General features: G+C 70.2%; 20 protein-coding genes. 9 read left to right on the top strand and 11 right to left on the bottom strand.

Features of this window, described 5'->3' with window-relative positions:
• Positions 1 to 57: 57 nt before the first annotated feature.
• Complete coding sequence (locus HDA40_RS14210; protein ID WP_308197706.1) at positions 58 to 435, bottom strand: RrF2 family transcriptional regulator; 378 nt, start codon at positions 433 to 435, stop codon at positions 58 to 60.
• Here HDA40_RS14210 and HDA40_RS14205 point away from each other — a divergent pair.
• A complete protein-coding gene (locus HDA40_RS14205; protein ID WP_253755838.1) occupies positions 361 to 1,110 on the top strand; it encodes an SDR family oxidoreductase in 750 nt (249 codons plus the stop codon). The genes HDA40_RS14210 and HDA40_RS14205 overlap by 75 nt on opposite strands.
• A 47-nt stretch (positions 1,111 to 1,157) precedes the next feature.
• Here the strand turns inward: HDA40_RS14205 and HDA40_RS14200 are convergent, their stop codons facing one another.
• Positions 1,158 to 1,940: a hypothetical protein gene (locus HDA40_RS14200; RefSeq protein ID WP_253755836.1), complete on the bottom strand. Its 783-nt coding sequence runs from the start codon at positions 1,938 to 1,940 to the stop codon at positions 1,158 to 1,160.
• Between the two features lie 71 nt (positions 1,941 to 2,011).
• Here HDA40_RS14200 and HDA40_RS14195 point away from each other — a divergent pair, with 71 nt between their 5' ends.
• A complete protein-coding gene (locus tag HDA40_RS14195; protein ID WP_253755834.1) occupies positions 2,012 to 2,584 on the top strand; it encodes a sigma-70 family RNA polymerase sigma factor in 573 nt (190 codons plus the stop codon).
• A gap of 277 nt (positions 2,585 to 2,861) precedes the next feature.
• Here the strand turns inward: HDA40_RS14195 and HDA40_RS14190 are convergent, their stop codons facing one another.
• Positions 2,862 to 3,986, bottom strand: coding sequence for a serine hydrolase domain-containing protein (locus HDA40_RS14190; RefSeq protein ID WP_253755832.1), 1,125 nt, complete (start codon positions 3,984 to 3,986; stop codon positions 2,862 to 2,864).
• Positions 3,987 to 4,004: 18 nt separating this feature from the next.
• Between HDA40_RS14190 and HDA40_RS14185 the strand changes: the two genes are divergently transcribed.
• The gene (locus HDA40_RS14185) at positions 4,005 to 4,895 is read left to right on the top strand and encodes a nucleotidyltransferase domain-containing protein (RefSeq protein ID WP_253755830.1); all 891 of its coding nucleotides are present in this window, start codon (positions 4,005 to 4,007) and stop codon (positions 4,893 to 4,895) included.
• Here HDA40_RS14185 and HDA40_RS14180 read toward each other — a convergent pair.
• On the bottom strand, positions 4,892 to 5,407 hold the full coding sequence (locus HDA40_RS14180; protein WP_253755828.1) for a permease-like cell division protein FtsX: 516 nt from the start codon (positions 5,405 to 5,407) through the stop codon (positions 4,892 to 4,894). The genes HDA40_RS14185 and HDA40_RS14180 overlap by 4 nt on opposite strands.
• A gap of 65 nt (positions 5,408 to 5,472) precedes the next feature.
• Here HDA40_RS14180 and HDA40_RS14175 point away from each other — a divergent pair, with 65 nt between their 5' ends.
• From HDA40_RS14175 to HDA40_RS14160, 4 genes are all read left to right on the top strand, one after another.
• Positions 5,473 to 5,892, top strand: coding sequence for a DUF6086 family protein (locus HDA40_RS14175; protein ID WP_253755826.1), 420 nt, complete (start codon positions 5,473 to 5,475; stop codon positions 5,890 to 5,892).
• A 118-nt stretch (positions 5,893 to 6,010) separates the two neighbouring features.
• Positions 6,011 to 6,325 (top strand): PadR family transcriptional regulator, encoded by a 315-nt coding sequence (locus HDA40_RS14170; protein WP_253755824.1) that lies wholly within the window; start codon positions 6,011 to 6,013, stop codon positions 6,323 to 6,325.
• On the top strand, positions 6,322 to 7,212 hold the full coding sequence (locus tag HDA40_RS14165; RefSeq protein ID WP_253755822.1) for a hypothetical protein: 891 nt from the start codon (positions 6,322 to 6,324) through the stop codon (positions 7,210 to 7,212). The genes HDA40_RS14170 and HDA40_RS14165 overlap by 4 nt, the downstream gene beginning before the upstream one ends.
• 126 nt (positions 7,213 to 7,338) lie before the next feature.
• Positions 7,339 to 8,904 carry a putative Ig domain-containing protein gene (locus HDA40_RS14160; protein WP_253755820.1) on the top strand — a complete coding sequence of 522 codons (1,566 nt, stop codon included), beginning with the start codon at positions 7,339 to 7,341 and terminating at the stop codon, positions 8,902 to 8,904.
• Positions 8,905 to 8,988: 84 nt separating this feature from the next.
• Here HDA40_RS14160 and HDA40_RS14155 read toward each other — a convergent pair whose 3' ends face one another.
• The 5 genes from HDA40_RS14155 to HDA40_RS42115 all read right to left on the bottom strand — a co-directional run bounded on the left by HDA40_RS14155 (position 8,989) and on the right by HDA40_RS42115 (position 14,337).
• Positions 8,989 to 9,762: an ABC transporter permease gene (locus HDA40_RS14155; protein WP_253755818.1), complete on the bottom strand. Its 774-nt coding sequence runs from the start codon at positions 9,760 to 9,762 to the stop codon at positions 8,989 to 8,991.
• Positions 9,759 to 11,285 (bottom strand): ABC transporter permease subunit, encoded by a 1,527-nt coding sequence (locus tag HDA40_RS14150; protein WP_253755816.1) that lies wholly within the window; start codon positions 11,283 to 11,285, stop codon positions 9,759 to 9,761. The genes HDA40_RS14155 and HDA40_RS14150 overlap by 4 nt, the downstream gene beginning before the upstream one ends.
• Positions 11,282 to 12,205 (bottom strand): ATP-binding cassette domain-containing protein, encoded by a 924-nt coding sequence (locus tag HDA40_RS14145; protein ID WP_253755814.1) that lies wholly within the window; start codon positions 12,203 to 12,205, stop codon positions 11,282 to 11,284. Before HDA40_RS14145 ends, HDA40_RS14150 begins: the two co-directional genes overlap by 4 nt.
• 71 nt (positions 12,206 to 12,276) lie before the next feature.
• Positions 12,277 to 12,471 carry a hypothetical protein gene (locus HDA40_RS14140; RefSeq protein WP_253755812.1) on the bottom strand — a complete coding sequence of 65 codons (195 nt, stop codon included), beginning with the start codon at positions 12,469 to 12,471 and terminating at the stop codon, positions 12,277 to 12,279.
• 15 nt (positions 12,472 to 12,486) lie between these two features.
• Positions 12,487 to 14,337: a CASTOR/POLLUX-related putative ion channel gene (locus HDA40_RS42115; protein ID WP_253755810.1), complete on the bottom strand. Its 1,851-nt coding sequence runs from the start codon at positions 14,335 to 14,337 to the stop codon at positions 12,487 to 12,489.
• Between the two features lie 114 nt (positions 14,338 to 14,451).
• On the opposite strand from HDA40_RS42115, the gene HDA40_RS14130 reads away from it, so the two are divergent.
• Complete coding sequence (locus HDA40_RS14130) at positions 14,452 to 15,015, top strand: cysteine hydrolase family protein (protein ID WP_253755808.1); 564 nt, start codon at positions 14,452 to 14,454, stop codon at positions 15,013 to 15,015.
• On the opposite strand, the gene HDA40_RS14125 is transcribed toward HDA40_RS14130, so the two are convergent.
• Together HDA40_RS14125 and HDA40_RS14120 are read right to left on the bottom strand one after the other, a co-directional pair.
• Positions 14,996 to 15,460 (bottom strand): hypothetical protein, encoded by a 465-nt coding sequence (locus tag HDA40_RS14125; protein ID WP_253755806.1) that lies wholly within the window; start codon positions 15,458 to 15,460, stop codon positions 14,996 to 14,998. The genes HDA40_RS14130 and HDA40_RS14125 overlap by 20 nt on opposite strands.
• A gap of 105 nt (positions 15,461 to 15,565) precedes the next feature.
• The gene (locus HDA40_RS14120) at positions 15,566 to 16,159 is read right to left on the bottom strand and encodes a TetR/AcrR family transcriptional regulator (protein WP_253755804.1); all 594 of its coding nucleotides are present in this window, start codon (positions 16,157 to 16,159) and stop codon (positions 15,566 to 15,568) included.
• Between the two features lie 46 nt (positions 16,160 to 16,205).
• Here HDA40_RS14120 and HDA40_RS14115 point away from each other — a divergent pair, with 46 nt between their 5' ends.
• A complete protein-coding gene (locus tag HDA40_RS14115; RefSeq protein ID WP_253755802.1) occupies positions 16,206 to 16,736 on the top strand; it encodes a hypothetical protein in 531 nt (176 codons plus the stop codon).
• Positions 16,737 to 17,000: the final 264 nt, after the last annotated feature.

The following is a 17,000-nucleotide window of genomic DNA, read 5'->3' as shown; positions in this document are numbered from 1 at the left end:
TCGGGGTCGTCCTGGCGAACCCCACGTCGGCGGCCTCACCTGGCGGTAGCGTGAGCCTTACGTCGCCTGGCCGGCCAGCCATTCGCCGACGCGGGGGAGCGCTTGGGGGCCGCTGTCCCGTTCGACGTCCGCCACCAGGTCGGCGATCGACGTGGCGCGCAACGACGCCCGCCACGCGTGGTCAGCCCGCAGCCTCGCCCGGTGCACCGAGCAGAGCTTCGTGCACTGGTCGACTGGGGTCGCGAGCGGGCCACGCTGCCGAATCTCGGTGCACAGGAAGGTCGACCCCGGTCCGTCGATCGCCTCGACGACGTCGAGCACGGTGATCTCCGTCGGCGGCCGGGCGAGCGGAGGTACGTCATGAAAATCGTCGTCATCGGGGGCACGGGACTCATCGGCTCGCAAGTGGTGGGCATCCTGCGCGATCAGGGTCACGAGGCCGTCGCGGCGTCGCCGTCGTCCGGCGTCGACAGCACCACCGGGGAGGGACTGGACGACGCGCTCGCGGGCGCGCACGTGGTCGTCGACGTCACCAACCCGCCGGTGTTCACGCCGGACGGGGTCATGGCCTTCTTCACCGCGTCCGGCCGGCACCTGGCCGTGGCGGAGGTCGCCGCCGGCGTACGCCACCACGTGGCGCTGTCGATCATCGGCCTCGACCGGGTCGGGGACGAAGCCTTCTACCTGAAGGCCAAGGCCGCCCAGGAACAGCAGATCCGGGCGTCCGGGGTGCCGTTCACGATCGTGCGGGCCACCCAGTTCTTCGAGTTCCTGAAGGGGATCGCGGACTCGGCGACGGTCGGCGACGAGATCCGGCTGACCTCGAAGACGCTCCAGCCCCTCGCGGCCGCCGAAGTCGCGGCGTACGTCGCCGAGGTGGCGGTGGGCGAACCGGTCGACGGCGTCGTGGAGATCGCCGGGCCGGAGCGCATCCCGCTGGCTGATGCCGTCCGGCGACGGCTGGCCGCGCTCGGCGACCCGCGCAAGGTCGTCGACGACGACACCGCGCCTTACTTCGGCTCGGTCATCGGCGACGACACGCTGGTGCCGGGGAACGAACCGCACCGGTCGGCGAAGACCACCTTCGCCGAGTGGCTCGCCTCCCAATGACCGGTGCGTCGCCGCGCCGCCGCGGGGTGGGCGCGGTGGGGTGGGGGTTAGGCGGCGTGGCGTTGCTGGACGGTGACCTGCTGCCGGTACGCCATCCGCACCGGCAGCGGGTGCACCGTGGCGAGCGGGCCGTCCTCGGCGACCTCGTCGGCCGGCCCGCCGAGCCGCCACGGCTTCGGCTTACGGTCGGCGGGCGGCTCGCCGAATCCGCGCCGGTTCAGCATCAGGAGCAGGGCGTACCCGGCGAGCACGAAGCCGTGCGACAGGATGCGGCTGACCTCGACGCGGCCGATGACGGCGTCGTTGACCGTGAGTAGCGTCAGCACGGCGACGAAGGCGGTCATCACCGGCAAAAGTCCGCCGGGACGCGTACGCCGCCAGGCCAGCCAGGCCAACGCGGCCCCGATGGCGACGTTCCAGGCGGCCGACTCGTGCCACAGATGCCCGGAGGAGACGGCGGCCACGACGGGATCGTGCGAGTGCGAGCCACCCGCCGCGAGGCTGCTGATCTGGGCCACCCCGAGCAGGAACTGCGCGAGGCCGACGGCCAGCAGGGCCAGCCGCAGCAGGCTCGGCAACCGGGACGGCGACGGGGACGGCTTGGGGGCGGCGGCGATGACGGCCGCCAACGCGTCCTCAGTCAGTCCCGGGGTCGGCAGCGAGATCGCCGTACGCGTCAGCCGGTCGAGTTGCTGGACCCGCTCCCACCAGGCCGAACACTCGGCGCACCCGGCCAGATGCCGGTCCGCCTCGGCCGACGGGCGCACGTCGCCGTCCATCGAAGCCGACAGATTGTCGCGGGTGAATTCGCAGGCCGGTGCCACTCCCATGGCATACATTGTCGCCGTGGTCACCCGGTTGGTTCCCGGTGTGCCCAGGTTAACCGGCTACCCTGGCGGGCGTGCCTGACGACGACGCTCACCTGACCGAGCTGGCGCTCGCCGCCAAATCCGGTGATCAGCAAGCCGTCGCCCAGTTCGTCGCGCGTACGCAGCGGGACGTCATCCGGTTCGTCGGCTATCTGGGGAATCCCGGGGAAGCCGAGGACCTCGCCCAGGAGACGTTCATCCGGGCGATGAAGGCGTTGCCCACGTTCGAGGCCCGGTCGCCCGCGCGTACGTGGTTGCTCGCGATCGCCCGGCATACCGTCTTCGACCACCTGCGCGCCCAGTCCCGCCGGCCGCGCGCCGCCGCCGTCGAGGACTGGACGCTGGTCGCCGATCTGACCCAGGCCGGCACCGGTCCGCGGTTCGACGAGCAGGTGCTGCTCCGGCACCTCGTCGCCGGGCTCGACGACGACCGCCGGGAGGCGTTCGTCGCCACCCAGATCCTCGGCCTGTCCTACGAGCAGGCCGCCGACGTGCTGGGCTGCCCGATCGGCACGATCCGGTCCCGCGTCGCGCGCGCCCGGGACGATCTCGCCGCCGCGCTCACCGACGACGGGGATCGACGCCGCGGCCTGCGCGCCGTCTGACGCTCACCAACTATCGCGTGGCCCTGCTCCGGCCCGGCTGGCCGGCGACCGCGGGAAGATCGGCGGCTGCCGACGATCTTGGCGGTGTGGCGCCCACGAATGGCGGCGGCCGACGATCATGGCGGTCGCGAGGGCCACGAATGGCGGCGGCCGACGATCATGGCGGTGTGACGCCCACGAATGGCGGCGGCCGACGATCATGAGGGTCGTGAGGGCCAAGAACGGCGGCGGCCGACGATCATGGCGGGTGACGCCCACGAACGGCGGCGGCCGACGATCATGAGGGTCGCGAGCCGGCAGCGCTTCGAGCGACGGCCGCGATGAGCGAGTCGTTTTCGGGTGCGGCCCCGCCGGCGGCGGTGAATCGCCGACGGGTGTAGCTGTACGCGAGGCCGCTGTCCGGATCGGCGAACGACTGGGCGCCGATCGCTCCACTGTGGCCGAATGCGCGGGGGCCCAACGTCGGGTACCGGAGGCCGGTCGCCTCGAAACCGAGCAGGAAGTGATCGGATTCGCCGGTCACCAGATCCGTGCCGGGCGTTTGGAGAGTCGTGAACTCGGCGACGGTCGCCGGGGTCAGCAACGGTGGCCGCCCGTCGAGGCGGCCGATCGCGGCGGCGTACATCTTCGCCAGGCCGCGCGCGTTCCCGACGCCACCGGAGGACACCGGCCCGAGGGCGCGTACGCGACGGGTGTTGGCGAACTCGACGAGGTCGGTGGGGGAGTCGGCGTGCAGATTGAACGCGATGCCGAGCAGGCTGTGCGGATCGATGCCGGCTCCGGTGGACGGCGCCTGCGACGGCTGCACCGGACGGTAGCGTGCTTCTTCGCTTTCGGGCAGCCCGAGGTAGAAGTCCAGCCCGTACGGTCGGCGTACGCGGTCGTCGTAGATCTCCCGGAGGGACCGCCCGGTGGCTCGCCGGACCACCTCGCCGGTCAGCGCCCCGATCACGAAGGCGTGGTATCCGTACCCTTCGCCGGGAGTCCAGAACGGCTTCTGGTTCGCCAGCCGCGCGGCGATGACCTGGTCGTCGGCGAGCTCCTCGCTGGAGAGCCCGCCGTCCACTCCGATCAGCCCGGAGCGGTGGCTGAGCAGCTCCCGAAGGGTGAGCGAGTCCAGGGCGAACTCCGGCCAGTAGGCCACGACGGGGCGGTCCAGTTCCAGGACGCCGTCTTGGACGAGGAGCGCCACGACCAGGTGCGCGGCGCCTTTGGCCGACGAGTAGAGGCCGGTCAGATCGTCATGGTCCATCCCGGCGGTGAGGTCCACCACCATCCGGTCGTGGTGGTACGCGACCAGTTGGGCACCCAGCCCCGGCTCGGCCGCGACGGCTCCGAAGAACGCGGTACGCACAGCTCCGAAGCCGGCAGCGACGTAGCCGGCGGCGATATAGTCAGCCATGTCGGAAACTGTACTTTCATGGCGGTCGTCGGCACTTTCATGGCGGTCGTCGGCGGCGCGCTCGAAGAACGCACGACCGTCCTACGGATATCGTTCATGATCATGGAAGACCTCCAGCCGATCGCGGCCCACCTCGCCGAGATCCCCGGGGTGGTCGCGGTGGCGCTCGGCGGCAGCCGGGCTCGCGGCACGCACCGCCCGGACTCCGACATCGACCTCGGCCTCTACTACCGCGGCTCGCTCGCCGTCGACCGGTTGCGCTCCCTCGCCCGAGAATTCACGGGTACGCCCACCGAAGTGACCGAGCCCGGCGGATGGGGTCCCTGGGTCGACGGCGGTGGCTGGCTGACCGTCGACGGGTGGCGGGTCGACTGGATCTACCGCGATCTCGATCGCGTCCGGCACATCGCCGACGAGGTCCGGGCGGGCCGATACGAAGTCGCCGTCCAACCTGGACATCCCCTGGGGTTCTACTCCCACGCGTACGCCGGTGAGGTGGCGCTCGGCAAGATCCTGGCCGACCCCGCCGGCGAACTCGCCGAACTCAAGACGCTGCTCTCGGCGTATCCGTCGAAACTGGCGGAGAGCTTGGTCCACGGACTGTGGGAGGCCGATTTCCTGGTGGGCTCGGCGAGGTACGCCGTGGCCGGCGCCGATCCCGCCTACGCCGCGGGCTGTCTGTTCCGTGCGATCGGCGTGCTGTGCCAGGCGTTGCATGCTCACGACGGAGCGTGGCTGATCAACGAGAAGGGCATGGTGGCCGCGACCGGACGGCTGCCCTCCGCCCCGCCGGGCTTCACCGCGCGGGCGCAGGCGATCTTCGCGGCGATGGACCCGCTGGAGCGGGCCGTGGCCGACGCCGCGACCTTGACCGCCGAGGTCCGCTCCATCGTGGACACGACCGGCTAGAGCAGGTTCCCGCAGGCGAGCGTCGCGCCAGGGCGGTCGGCGGTCGGCCGTTGATGCACGCTGACCTGCTTGATCCCGGGCAGATGAGCCACCGGCGTCAGTCGTCCACAGTCGAACGTTCGCTCGTGGAAGTCGGCCTGGAACGTGGCGGGCATCGTCACGGTGCTGGCCTGCTGGGCCAGCGCGGGGTCGCCCTTCAATCCGTCCAGCATCTTTCGCTGCGCGTCCTCGCTGCTCTCGAACTTGACGCTGTCGACTCCGTCGAGCTTGGACAACGCGGACTCGATGGCCGCCTGCTGGTCGGCTGTGATGTCGGGATCCAGGAATACCAGGACGGTGAACCGGTGGTTCGTCGCGAGCCGCCCGGTGAGGGCGAGGGTTCCTGTCGCGCCCACGACGCCGACCAGGAACGCCACCGCCACGCACACGGGAAGCAGCCATCGGCGTCGGTGGACAGGTCCCTGGGGGCTGGGCGCGGGCTCGTCGGCAACAGGATCAAGAACGTCGGACATGAAGGCCATGTCTACCAGTCCGTGGGGCATTCCGTGGCCCCCGCCTGCGGTGCCATCATCACGACGTGAGTCAGATCTTCCGGACGGGTGAGGCCATCCTGTGGTTCCCGTCGAATCGCGTCGCGCGACTGTTTCACTCGCTGACCGAAGTCCTCGTCTCGGTCGCCGGACGGCCCGCCGGGATGGACGACACCGGCGCCGACGAGTACGAGATCGACCAGGAGGTCTTCGAAGCGTTCGTCAATGAGCTGGCGCGGCAGTATCTCGGATCCAGCCACGTGATCATGCGGTCGATGCTGGAGGGTTACCTGGCCACGGCGTTGGTGCTGGTGGAGCGGGCCGGCGGCAGCGTGGCAGCGCTGTCCGAGGCGATCGGCCTCGATCCCCGGGACATCTCCGTAGGGCCGGGCGGCATCGGGGAACTCGGGGACGTGGAACGGTTGCGGCAGCTGGCGGCAGTTCACGCTCAGGCGATGTCGCGCTGAGCGCGCGGATCCAGGAGCGGCGAAGGCGGGTTTTTGACACCTCTACTGTGCACGGTGATACTACGTGCTGCGTACTACGCGCGACGTAGTATTGCTCAGGGCAGGGGGAGGCGTGTCGATGTCCGGACTTCCGGGGTTCGGCCGGTTCTCGGAACCGGCGCTGCTGATCCTGATCAGCCTCGCGAACGGACCCAAGCACGGGTACGCGATGCAGGACGACATCGCCGAGATGGCCGGCGACCGGCCGGGGCCGGGCACGCTCTACGGCGCGGTACGCCGGTTGGAGGAGCAGGGCTTCGTCGAGGCGCTGCCGGAGCAGGATCGGCGTAAGCCGTACGGGATCACCGATGCGGGACGGCAGGCGTTGCAGGCCGAGCTCACCCGGATGCGGTCGATGGCCTCGACCGGGCTCCGGCGGCTGGCGGTCTCATGAGGCGGGCGCTGATCATGCTCTATCCGCGGACGACCCGCGAGCGCTACGGCGCCGAGATCCTCGAGCTGCTGCACGAATCCCCGACACCGTTGCGTGACGCCGCCGATGTCGGCTGGCACGCGCTCACCGAAAGGATCGAGCACATCATGACCGTGGCATATCGCCGGTACGCGGCCTCGTTGGCGCTGTTCGCCGTCCTGGCCGTCGGCTTCGCGCTCACCCAGCACGCGCTCATCTGGTTCGGCATCGTCTACCAGGACCCGGCCACCGGCGCCGGCCTGGATCGGTTGGGCACCGGCGGCACACTGCTGGCGCAGGCAACCCCGTTATTCGTCCTCATAGGACTCTTCGCGGAAGCCGTGCGCTGGGGACGGCGAGGTCGGTGGAGTCCCGGCGTACTCGGTGTCGTGCTGACGGTCGCGGCCGGGGTGGCCGTCGGCGACCTGCTGCTCATGCTGATTCGCGGACCGGTGGATGGGGAGCGCGTACGCAGCGCGCTGGTCGCCCCGATGGTCTGGGGCGCCGGGATGGCGCTGCTCGTGGTGGCGTACCGGGCGATGCGTCGCCGAGAGGTGCGATCCGCCGGGCTCGGCGCGGCAGCCGGTGCGGTGGCGCTCCACCTGATCGTGTTCAGCATGCCGGTGCTTCACGGTGAGACGCACGGCCACACGCTTCGTCAGATGGCGTCCATCAGCCTCAGCTCTTATTGGGACCAGTTGACCACCCTGCCGCTGTACGCCGAGGACGGCAGCTATGCCGGGCTGGTGGACATCCGTCAGTGGTTGCTGATTCTGGCGGCGGGCTTCTGCTTCGGTCTGCTGCGGGGACCGTCGGACGCCACGCAGCCGGTCCCGGTGGCCGCGGTCGATCCGGTCGCCGCGCGATAACCGCTGACCGGATCAGCTGAGCGTCGCGACGGGGGCGCTCAGCCAATTTTGATTCACGGTCTTCACTGGATCAGGCGGAGTCCATAGACTCTCGGCGATGCATTCCCTCATCCGGATGGAGACCCCATGCTAAGACGACTCGCCATCACCCTTGGCGCGACCGTCCTCGGCGCCGCCGCCCTGGCCGGCCCGACCCCCGCCGCCGCGGACACCCTGCAGGCGGCCAGTCTCACCGCCACCATCGCGCTCAGCAACTGCTCGGCGTCCCTCGTCCGGTATCCCACCTCCGTGGACACCGACCGGGCGATGATGCTCACCAACGGCCACTGCTACGAGGGCGGCATGCCCGGCGCGGGGGTCGTCCTGACCAACCGCAGCAGCACCCGCTCCGGCACGCTGCTCAGCTCGACCGGCAGCAGCCTGGGCACCGTCCGTGCCGACCTGATGCTGTACGCGACGATGACCAACACCGACGTGACGCTCTACCGGCTGAACACCACGTACGCGTCGATCAAGACGAGCTACGGGGTCACCGCGTTGACCATCTCGGCGTCGCACCCGACCGCCGGCAGCAGCATGTTCATCCCGTCCGGGTACTGGAAGCAGATCTGGAACTGCTCGATCAACGGCTTCGTCGGCACGCTCCGGGAAGACGCGTGGACGTTCCACGACTCGATCCGGTACGACCCCGACTGCGACACCACGCACGGCACCTCCGGGTCGCCGATCGTCGACCTGACCAGCGGCCAGATCGTCGGCATCAACAACACCGGCAACGACAGCGGCGAGATGTGCACGCTGGACAACCCGTGTGAGGTCGACCCCGACGGCACGACGCACGCGTACCAGGGGCAGAGTTATGGCCAGGAGACCTACTGGTTCACTACCTGCCTCACCTCGGCGAACGCCATCGACCTGAACAAGGCCGGCTGCCTGCTCCCCGGCGGCACCCCGCCGACCGGCAACACGGTCACCGTCACCAACCCGGGCAGCAAGACCGCCACCACCGGTACGCCGTTCAGCCTCCAGATCCAGGCGACCGACTCCGACACCACGCAGACGCTGACCTACACCGCCACCGGGTTGCCGGCCGGGCTGAGCATCAACGGCTCCACCGGTCTCATCAGCGGTACGCCGACCACGGTGCAGACGTCGTCGGTGACCGTCACCGCCAAGGATTCGACGAACGCGAGCGGTTCGGCGACGTTCAGCGTCGCGGTCGGTTCGCCCGGTGGGTCCTGCTCCGGCCAGCTCCTCGGCAACGCCGGCTTCGAGACGGGCACGGCGTCGCCGTGGACCTCGTCGTCCGGTGTCGTGGACAACAGTTCCAGCCAGGCGGCGCACTCGGGTTCGTGGAAGGCGTGGCTCAACGGCTACGGCAGTACGCACACCGACACGCTGCAGCAGGCCGTCGCCATTCCGGCGGGCTGCAAGGCGACGCTGACCTTCTACCTGCACATCGACTCTGCCGAGACCACTACGTCGACGCAGTACGACAAGCTCACGGTCACCGTCAACGGCACCAGCGTGGCGACCTACTCCAACCTCAACAAGGCGACCGGCTACGTCCTGCGCACCGTCACCATCTCCGCGTACGCCGGAACCACCGCGACCCTGAAGTTCACTGGAACCGAGGACTCCTCGCTCCAGACGTCGTTCGTCATCGACGACGCCGCCATCACCCTTAGCTAGGCCGAGCCAGCTAGGCCCGTTCCATGATCAGGGTCATTTCCATGCTGACATGTCAGCATGGAAATGACCCTGATCATGCCGCCCTCAGGCGTCCCGCCGGTGAAGGACCACAGCGGCGAGCAGTAGCGACCCGGCCGCCCAGCAGGCCAGCACGCCCAAGCCCTGCCACGGCGTCAGCGGCAACGTCGACAGCTGAGTGGTCGCCTGCACGGACAATCCGGCGGTCGGGGTGATCTGCTGCAGGTGCCGTTTCCAGCTGGGACTGGAGACCGCCTGGGTGATCAGTGGAATCAGGTAGAGCAGCCCCAGCAGTACGCCGATCGACGCGGCGGTCTCGCGTACCACTGTGGACAATCCGAGCGCGACCAGCGCGATGAGCACGAGGTAGAGCACGGAGCCGGTGGTGGCGCGGAGCACTGCTCCGTCGGACAGCGACAGCCGGGCGAAGCCGTGGGCGGCGGTGAATCCGCTGCCGGGCAGCAGCAGCCGACCGGCCAGGAACGAGCCCGCCACGGCGAGGAGCCCGGCCGCCCCGATCGCACCGGTCACCACGATCGCCTTGGCGATGAGCAGCCGCAGCCGGTTCGGCACGGCGGACAGGCTCACCCGCAGCATGCCGGTGGCGTGCTCGCCGCTGATGGTCAGGACGGCGAGGATCACGACGACGGCCTGGCCGAGCTGGACGCCGGTGAAGCTGATCTTCGCCGGATCCTCGGGACAGCCGGTGCCGCCGCAGGTGATGGTGGCGGCGGCCGCCGTGCCCACCCCGACCGTCAGCACGACGATCGTCAGGAGCAGCCACGCCGTGCCCGGCGACGTCCGCAGCTTCGTCCATTCCGCGCGCAGTGCGTTCGTCATACGTCCCTCCGGCGTACCAGGAGGGTCGCGGCGGCCAGCGCGATCGCGGTCCAGCCGCACAACACGGCGAACCCGGCCCACGGCACGAGCGGGAAGTACCCGTTCACCGGCGTGTAGATGTTGTCCACCTGCGCGTACTGCGGGGTGCTCTGCTGCACGGCGAACGCGGCTGCCGGGGTGAGCCGCAGCAGCCACTGCCCGGCCCCGGCCGGTAGCACCGTCATCGTCAGCAGATAGGGGAGCACGATCGCGACGATCGCCGTGGTGACGGCCGCCGCGCTGTGCCGCACGATCATCCCGAGCGCCAGCGCGAGCACCGCGGACACCGCGAGCACCGCGGCGGTCCCGACGATCACCTGCGCCTCGGTGACCGCCGACGCCGCGTGCACGTAGACGCCGTTGGCGCGTAACACTTTCTGCCCGATGACCACCACCGCCGCCACGCCCGGCAGGCTCGTCACAAACGTGACCGCGCCGATCACCACGGCCTTCGCGGCCAGCGTCCGGCCCCGCCGGGGATTCGCCGCCATAGTTGTACGCACAAGGCCGCGACGGTATTCGGCGGTGATGAACATGGCGCCGACCACGACCACGACGATGAGCCCGGCGAAGGTGCCGACGAGGGTCTGCGTGATGGTGACGCCCAACCCGGCGGCCCCGGCGACGGCGGGCGCGATGTCGCCCGTGCCGCTGACGGTGAAGCGGCCGCTGTCCTGCGTGGCCCCGCCGGCATTGTCGTCGGCACCGCCGATGATCTCGCCGCGCCAGCCGCCGCTCGGCGTACCGGTGACCGCCACGTTCTCGAACACGCCGGTCGCTTGGGTCGGGCCGCCGGACGCGCCGGACATCCCGAACGCACCGCTGGTCGCGGCGGAATACTGCGGAGAGGTGGCGAACAGGCCGACCTCCACGGTGTCGGGCAGCCCGCTGAGATCAGCGGTGCCGACGGTCTGCCAAGCGGACCCGTCCGCCGAGACCTCAGCCCTGACGGTGTCACCGGTACGCGTGAGCCGCAGCCATTGCGGTGTCGGCGTTGATGTCGGCGTTGCAGCGGGTCCGGCGACGTCGTGTGTGTAGTCGTACTGGAGGCGTACGCCGTGCGTGCCGGTCAGCATGACGGCCGCGTACGCCGAACCCGGGCGGGTGCCGTCCTTGAGCAGCAGGCCCGCCTTGGCCCAGGGGACCAGACCGGGGCGACCGGCGGCCGCTCCCTTCGCCGCGCTCGGCCCGGCGCCACCGGACTGCTCGGCGCTCGGGTCCGGGTCGTCGGGCAGGATGCCGGTCAGCGAGGTCAGCTGGGCGGCGATGGTCCCGTCGCCGGTCATGGGCTGATGCATGAAGGTGAAGGCGTCGGTGACCTCCTCGCCGCCCGGCCCGACCGGCAGACCGCAATCGGCTCCACAGGTGCCCTGCATGCCCGGCATGATGCCCAGGCCGACGATCGCGGCCGACGCCACGATCATGGCGAGCACCCAGCCGCGTACGGTGCGGAACTTGGTCCATTCGGCACGCAGCGACCTCATCGGGCCACCTCGCCCGCGCGGTATTCGACGGCATCCCGAGTGAGTTCGAGGTACGCCTCCTCCAGGGTGGCCCGATGGGCGGTGACCTCGGAGAACACCACCTGACGGGCGTTCAGTGCGGCGACGACGTGCGGTGCGGCGAGGCCGGTGACGCTGAGCGTGCCCGGCTCGGCTGCCGCGACGTTCGCCCCCGCCGCGGCGAGCACTCCCGCCGCGTTCGCGTCGTCGGTGCGTACGCTCACCCGCCCGTCGGAGATGGTCGCGCGCAATCGAGCGACCGTGGTGTCGGCGAGCACCCGCCCCCGGCCGACGACTACGACATGATCGGCGGTGTCCTGGAGTTCGCTCATCAGATGGCTGGAGACGAGCACCGCCCGTCCCTGCTGGGCCAGCTCCCGCAGGAAGCCCCGCATCCAGATGATGCCTTCGGGGTCCATGCCGTTGAACGGCTCGTCGAGCATGAGCGTACGCGGATCGCCGAGCAACGCGGCGGCGATGCCGAGCCGCTGGCGCATGCCGAGGGAGAAGCCGCCGGCGCGGCGGCGGGCGGCCGAGCCGAGCCCGGTCAGCTCGATCACCTCGTCCACCCGGCGTACGCCCAGACCTTGGGAATGGGCGAGCCACAGCAGGTGATTGCGGGCGGTCCGGCTGGGCTGCAATGCCGAGGCGTCGAGCAGCGAGCCGAGCTGGGTGAGCGGCCGGGACAGGGTCCGATACGGCTGGCCGCCGACGAGCGCGGTCCCGCCGTCGGGCCGGTCGAGCCCCAGCACGACCCGCATCGTGGTGGACTTCCCCGCGCCGTTCGGGCCGATGAACCCGGTCACCCGCCCGGCGTCGACGGCGAAGGTCATGCCGTCCAGCGCTGGCTTCGAGCCGAACCGTTTGCGCAGCCCGTCGACGACGATGTTCTGAACTGTCATGAGGGCAGTTCTACGGATCGACCGATAACACGACCCGAACCGTCGCTGTCATACCGCTGTTAGGCGGCGCGCTAGCTAGGTGAGGCCGGCTTGCGCAGGCCGAGCCAGATCAGCACCAGGCCGACGATCGCCACGATCGGCCCGATCACCGCCCACATCGTCTCGCCGGTCATGCTGCTGCCGCCGAGAACGCCGACGCCCTGCACCGTCCAGGTCGCGCCGGACAGCGTCAGCAGGATGCCCAGAATCAGCCAGACCCATCGCATAGGCCGACGCTACGCTCAACTGCGGGCCAGCACCACGATCCGGTCGGCCTCGGTGAAGGTGATCGCCTCGCCCTTGTCCGGATTCAGGCGTACGCCGAAGGCCGGGGCCTGGTCGGTCAGGTCGCTGCGGCGGTAGCCGAAGGCGGTCTCGCCGCGCCGGATCGCCGCCTCGATGACGGTGGCGAAGGTCGTCGCCACACCCGGGACGACGTACTCGTCGACCGGCTTGAGATAGATGTCGGCGCCACCGGGTTCGAACAACTCGGCGAAGACCGCGCTCAGGTGGCCGTTGCGGGCCAGCTGGGTCAGCAGCAGGCTGATCATCTTCTGGCTCACCACGAAGTCGTCGGCCCGGGTCACCTGGGCCAGCCGCCGGTTCGCGTCGTCGTTCAGCTCGCCGACGATCGCGTACGAGGCTCCGCCGCGCTCTTTGATGTCGCGCAGGTGCAGCAGGGTCACCAGGCTCCGGGCGTCGGACTGGGCGGCGTCCAGTTCGTCGTCGGCCAGCACGACGACGTGCTCGTAGCTCGCCGGGTTGAGCGCCTCCAGCGCGCGGCGGTTCGTCGGATCGCAGCGCGAGGTGCTCACCGACAGATGGCGTACGCCGTCCACAGTGGTGTCGACGTCGAGCCGGGTCGCGGCGACGTGCAGCGTCGAGCCCTCGGTGAGGTAGCGGTCGAGCAGCCGGACGATCGTCGGCCCCCGGTCGTTCCAGCCGAGGACGAGGGTGTCGTCGGCGACGGCGGTGCTCTTGCCGTTGCCGCTGATCGCCGACGTGTCCACTCGGTAGGGCTCCAGCGCCAGCCGGATCGCCGCCCGGTTCTCGGCCAGCTGGATCAGCTCGTCGCCGTCCTGGAGCACCGTGGCGGCCTCCGGGTTCACCTCGACGCGCCCGTCGTTGTGGCGTACGCCCAGGACGGTGCTGGTCGCGTACCGCTGGAGAATCGAGGCGTAGGACAGCCCGGACAGGGACGGTTCGGCGAGCATGTGCAGCTCGACGCCCTCGAAGCCGAGCAGGTCGGTGCAGACGGCGGACAGGCCGGGGTGCCGCCGCGACTGCACGAGCAGGCGCGCGGTGATGTCCTCGGCGTCGATGATGGTGACCTCGGTGCCGCCGGCGAGCGTGGCGGCGGGCATGTTGCCGGTGTCGCGGATGACCGCGACGGACGGCGGACGGCCCTTGGGCCAGTCGAGCTGGCGCAGCGCGAGCAGCGACTTGACCACCTGGATGTCGGGGCTGTCCCCGGCGGGCGAGGGCATCATCACGACGCGTGCCTCTTCCGGCCGCACGATGCGCAGATCGGCGGGGTCGGCCGGGTTCCCGGTGCGGCACACGAACCGCACATCGCCCGCGTCGCCGACCTTGTCGCGCAGCTCGTCCTCCATCGCGACCTTGTCCCGGTCGGCCAGGATCGCCACGGTGGTGCGGCCGGACTCCGACAGCGACAGCTCGCGGATGATCGTCGGCAGCTGATCGGACCAGCCGAGGACCACGGTGTGGCCGCGTTCGATGACCTGCGACCGGCCCTTGCGCAGTTCGGCGAGCCGGTCGGACAGACCGGTCGTCAGTACGCCGACGAACGCCGACAGGATGAAGATGCCGCCGACGGTCGCCACGAACATGAACGCGATGTAGAGCGGCTGGTCCTCGGGGTCGCCGCCGATCGTCCCGGCGTCCAGGGCATGCAGGAAGTTCTGCCACAGCGCGTCACCGGGACCGTGCACAGCAGACGGTGTGAAGACCAGCACGATCCCGGCCAGCACGACCACCAGCCCGACCGTCGCCAGGCCGAGCAGGCCGGTCAGTGCGGGAGTGCCCCGGGACATCAGGTTGTCGAACCAATACCGCAGCCGAGCCGAGATCACGAGGGGCCTCACATCACGCAAAGGGGGTGTAGACGGGTGATGCTATCGGCCGCTGAAACGCGGGAGTGTCGGGCAGGCGAACGCATGTCCGATGATCTTCGCTAGGGTCGGCGCATGACCACGCTCGAAAACCGGCCCGGTACCGCCCTGCTCGTCGTCGACGTGCAGAACGGTGTGATGTCCGACGCCTACGAGCGGGACCGGGTCGTGGCGACCATCGGGCGGCTGGTGGATCGCGCGCGCGACCAGCATGTCCCGGTCGTCTGGGTGCAGCACAACGACGAGTCGCTGGTCGCCGGCGGCGAGCCCTGGCGGATCGTCCCCGAGCTGTCGCCGAAGGACGGCGATCCGGTCGTGCAGAAACACCACGCCGATTCGTTCGAGGCCACCGGCCTCGACGAGCTGCTGGCCGGCCTCGGTGTCGGCCGGGTGCTCGTCACGGGTGCGGCGACTGACGCCTGCGTACGCGCGACGCTGCACAACGCGCTCGCCCGGGGCTACGACACGACGCTCGTCGGCGACGCGCACACCACCGGGCCGCTGCCGGACGGGCTGGGTCTGCCGTCGCCGGATCAGGTCATCGCGCACACCAACTTCTACTGGGCGCAGCAGACAGTGCCCGGTCGGGTCGCGGCGACGGTGCCGGCGGACCAGGCGATCAGTGCAGGGCGAGTTTGAGGATCATCAGGACGATCCCGAACAGCCCGGCGGCCCCGGTGACGATCACATGCGGCCAGCCGGTGACGCCGCGCCGGCGTCCGGCGATGTAGCCCATGAGGAACAGCCAGGCGATGGTGAAGCCCATCGCGATGGTCAACGCCGTCCGGGTGTCCGCGCCGAGCAGGGCCGCCGCGATGAGCACGATCAGCGGCGCGTACGAGGCGCGGATCAGCGGCAGCCCTTCGCTGAACGAGTGACGGACGTCGGCCCGGGTCAGGTGATGGCCGTGGGCGTACGCGCCCAGCAGGTCGGCGTACCGCTCGGCGAGCCAGTAGACGAACACCGTGACCAGCACCAGCACGACGACCGTGAGCACCGAGTCCTGCGGCGCGGCCGCCATGACCGAGCCGCTGATGATCGTGCCGTAGATCGCGGCCGCCTGGTGCCGGGGCGATGCCTTCACGCGCCCATTTTCCTGGATCGCCGGTCGGTATAACGGCAGATCACGGATCTGCCCGCGATCTTGGCGGCGGCCTGCCCGCACATCCGTGATCTGCCGCGATAGGGCCTACCGAGCGCCCTCGGTCAGCGCCTTCGCCGCCAGGTCGGTCACCTCGTGCTGGTACGCCTTGTCGGCCGGCTTCCGCAGCAGGTAGATCCGGGCGAAGATCGCGCCGAGCACCAGCGAGTGCACGACTTCGGCGTCGACGGGCGTACGCAGGTCGCCGCGGCGCCGGGCCTGGTCGAGAATCGTCTCGACGTACGCCCGTTCCTCGGCGACGAAGGTCCGCATGAACCGGTCGGCGACGTCGTCGTCGGCGGTGACGTCGGCGAGCAGCGCCGGGAGGGCGGCCCGGGTTTCGGGGCTGCTGAGGCTGCGGGCGATCCCGCCGACCAGCCAGCGCAGGTCGGTACGCAGATCGCCGGAGTCGGGCGGCGGGTCGAGGGTGCGGCCGTGGACGGCGGCGGCGAACACGAGATCCTGCTTGCCCGCGTACCGGCGGTAGATCGCGGCTTTGCCGACGTTGGCCCGTCCGGCGACGAGGTCCATGGTCAGCGCGCCGTAGCCCACCTCGGCCAGCAGCGTCCGGGTGGCGGCCAGGATCGCGGCGTCCACCCGGGTGTCGCGGGGGCGGCCGCCCCGTTGTGGTTCGTCCGTCATCGTGCCATCATACGGAACTATGAGTTCCGAAACTGTCAGTTCCGAAATGGCTGGTTCCGCAACCCTGCTGAACGACCTGCTCCCGGAGTACGCCTTCCACTCCCGCTACACCCGGATCATCGCCGCCGATCCGCCGACGGTCTGGGCGAGCCTGGACGAGATCCCGCGCCGGCGGCTGCCGGTGACCGGGCTGCTGATGGGCGTACGCACGCTCGGGTCGAAGCGGCTGCGGTCCGGCCCGCCGATGCTCGCCACAGTGGACGGAGTCGAGCAGGTACGCGGCGCGGTCGCGAAATTCTGGCGGCTCAAGCCGGAGCTGGCGAAGATACCGCCGGGCCCGGGCGCGTTCGTGTCCTTCGACGAACCGGGCTGGGCCAAAGCCGCCATGTCGCTGCGGCTGGCGGCGACGGAGGCCGGCACCGAAGTCGTCGTGGAGACCCGGGTGCAGCCGACAAGCCCGGACGCGGGCCGCCGATTCGCCCCATACTGGCGGCTCATCAAATTCGGCGGCGCGGGCCTGATCCGGCTCGAACTCCTCGGCGCACTGGCCTGGACCGCCGAACGCCGCCGCCGCTGAACTCGGCCACTCGGAGTGCCTCCGGCCTGGACCGCCGAACGCCGCCGCCGCTGAACTCGGCCACTCGGAGTGCCTCCGGCCTGGACCGCCGAACGCCGCCGCCGCTGAACTCGGCCACTCGGAGTGCCTCCGGCCCGGACTGCCGAACGAAAGGCCAGAACCTGCAACAAACCTGCAAACGCATAGCCTTGAATTTCGGAAAGCGCTTTCCCTAGGCTGGGCCTGTTTCGAACGTATTTCGATCTGTCATCGGCCGCGCGAATC

The sequence above is a fragment of the Hamadaea flava genome (assembly GCF_024172085.1).
GTDB lineage: Bacteria > Actinomycetota > Actinomycetes > Mycobacteriales > Micromonosporaceae > Hamadaea > Hamadaea flava.
This window is presented reverse-complemented; position numbering and strand designations above follow the sequence as displayed.

What these genes read in the sequence shown, in the direction of transcription:
- HDA40_RS14120 (WP_253755804.1), bottom strand. Translation starts at nt 16,159, where the DNA reads ATGACGGACGAACCACAACGGGGCGGCCGCCCCCGCGACACCCGGGTG.
- HDA40_RS14200 (WP_253755836.1), bottom strand. Translation starts at nt 1,940, where the DNA reads ATGGGAGTGGCACCGGCCTGCGAATTCACCCGCGACAATCTGTCGGCT.
- HDA40_RS14160 (WP_253755820.1), top strand. Translation starts at nt 7,339, where the DNA reads ATGCTAAGACGACTCGCCATCACCCTTGGCGCGACCGTCCTCGGCGCC.
- HDA40_RS14130 (WP_253755808.1), top strand. Translation starts at nt 14,452, where the DNA reads ATGACCACGCTCGAAAACCGGCCCGGTACCGCCCTGCTCGTCGTCGAC.
- HDA40_RS14170 (WP_253755824.1), top strand. Translation starts at nt 6,011, where the DNA reads ATGTCCGGACTTCCGGGGTTCGGCCGGTTCTCGGAACCGGCGCTGCTG.
- HDA40_RS14165 (WP_253755822.1), top strand. Translation starts at nt 6,322, where the DNA reads ATGAGGCGGGCGCTGATCATGCTCTATCCGCGGACGACCCGCGAGCGC.
- HDA40_RS14115 (WP_253755802.1), top strand. Translation starts at nt 16,206, where the DNA reads ATGGCTGGTTCCGCAACCCTGCTGAACGACCTGCTCCCGGAGTACGCC.
- HDA40_RS14145 (WP_253755814.1), bottom strand. Translation starts at nt 12,205, where the DNA reads ATGACAGTTCAGAACATCGTCGTCGACGGGCTGCGCAAACGGTTCGGC.
- HDA40_RS14180 (WP_253755828.1), bottom strand. Translation starts at nt 5,407, where the DNA reads ATGTCCGACGTTCTTGATCCTGTTGCCGACGAGCCCGCGCCCAGCCCC.
- HDA40_RS14150 (WP_253755816.1), bottom strand. Translation starts at nt 11,285, where the DNA reads ATGAGGTCGCTGCGTGCCGAATGGACCAAGTTCCGCACCGTACGCGGC.
- HDA40_RS14205 (WP_253755838.1), top strand. Translation starts at nt 361, where the DNA reads ATGAAAATCGTCGTCATCGGGGGCACGGGACTCATCGGCTCGCAAGTG.
- HDA40_RS14190 (WP_253755832.1), bottom strand. Translation starts at nt 3,986, where the DNA reads ATGGCTGACTATATCGCCGCCGGCTACGTCGCTGCCGGCTTCGGAGCT.
- HDA40_RS14185 (WP_253755830.1), top strand. Translation starts at nt 4,005, where the DNA reads ATGGCGGTCGTCGGCACTTTCATGGCGGTCGTCGGCGGCGCGCTCGAA.
- HDA40_RS14140 (WP_253755812.1), bottom strand. Translation starts at nt 12,471, where the DNA reads ATGCGATGGGTCTGGCTGATTCTGGGCATCCTGCTGACGCTGTCCGGC.
- HDA40_RS14155 (WP_253755818.1), bottom strand. Translation starts at nt 9,762, where the DNA reads ATGACGAACGCACTGCGCGCGGAATGGACGAAGCTGCGGACGTCGCCG.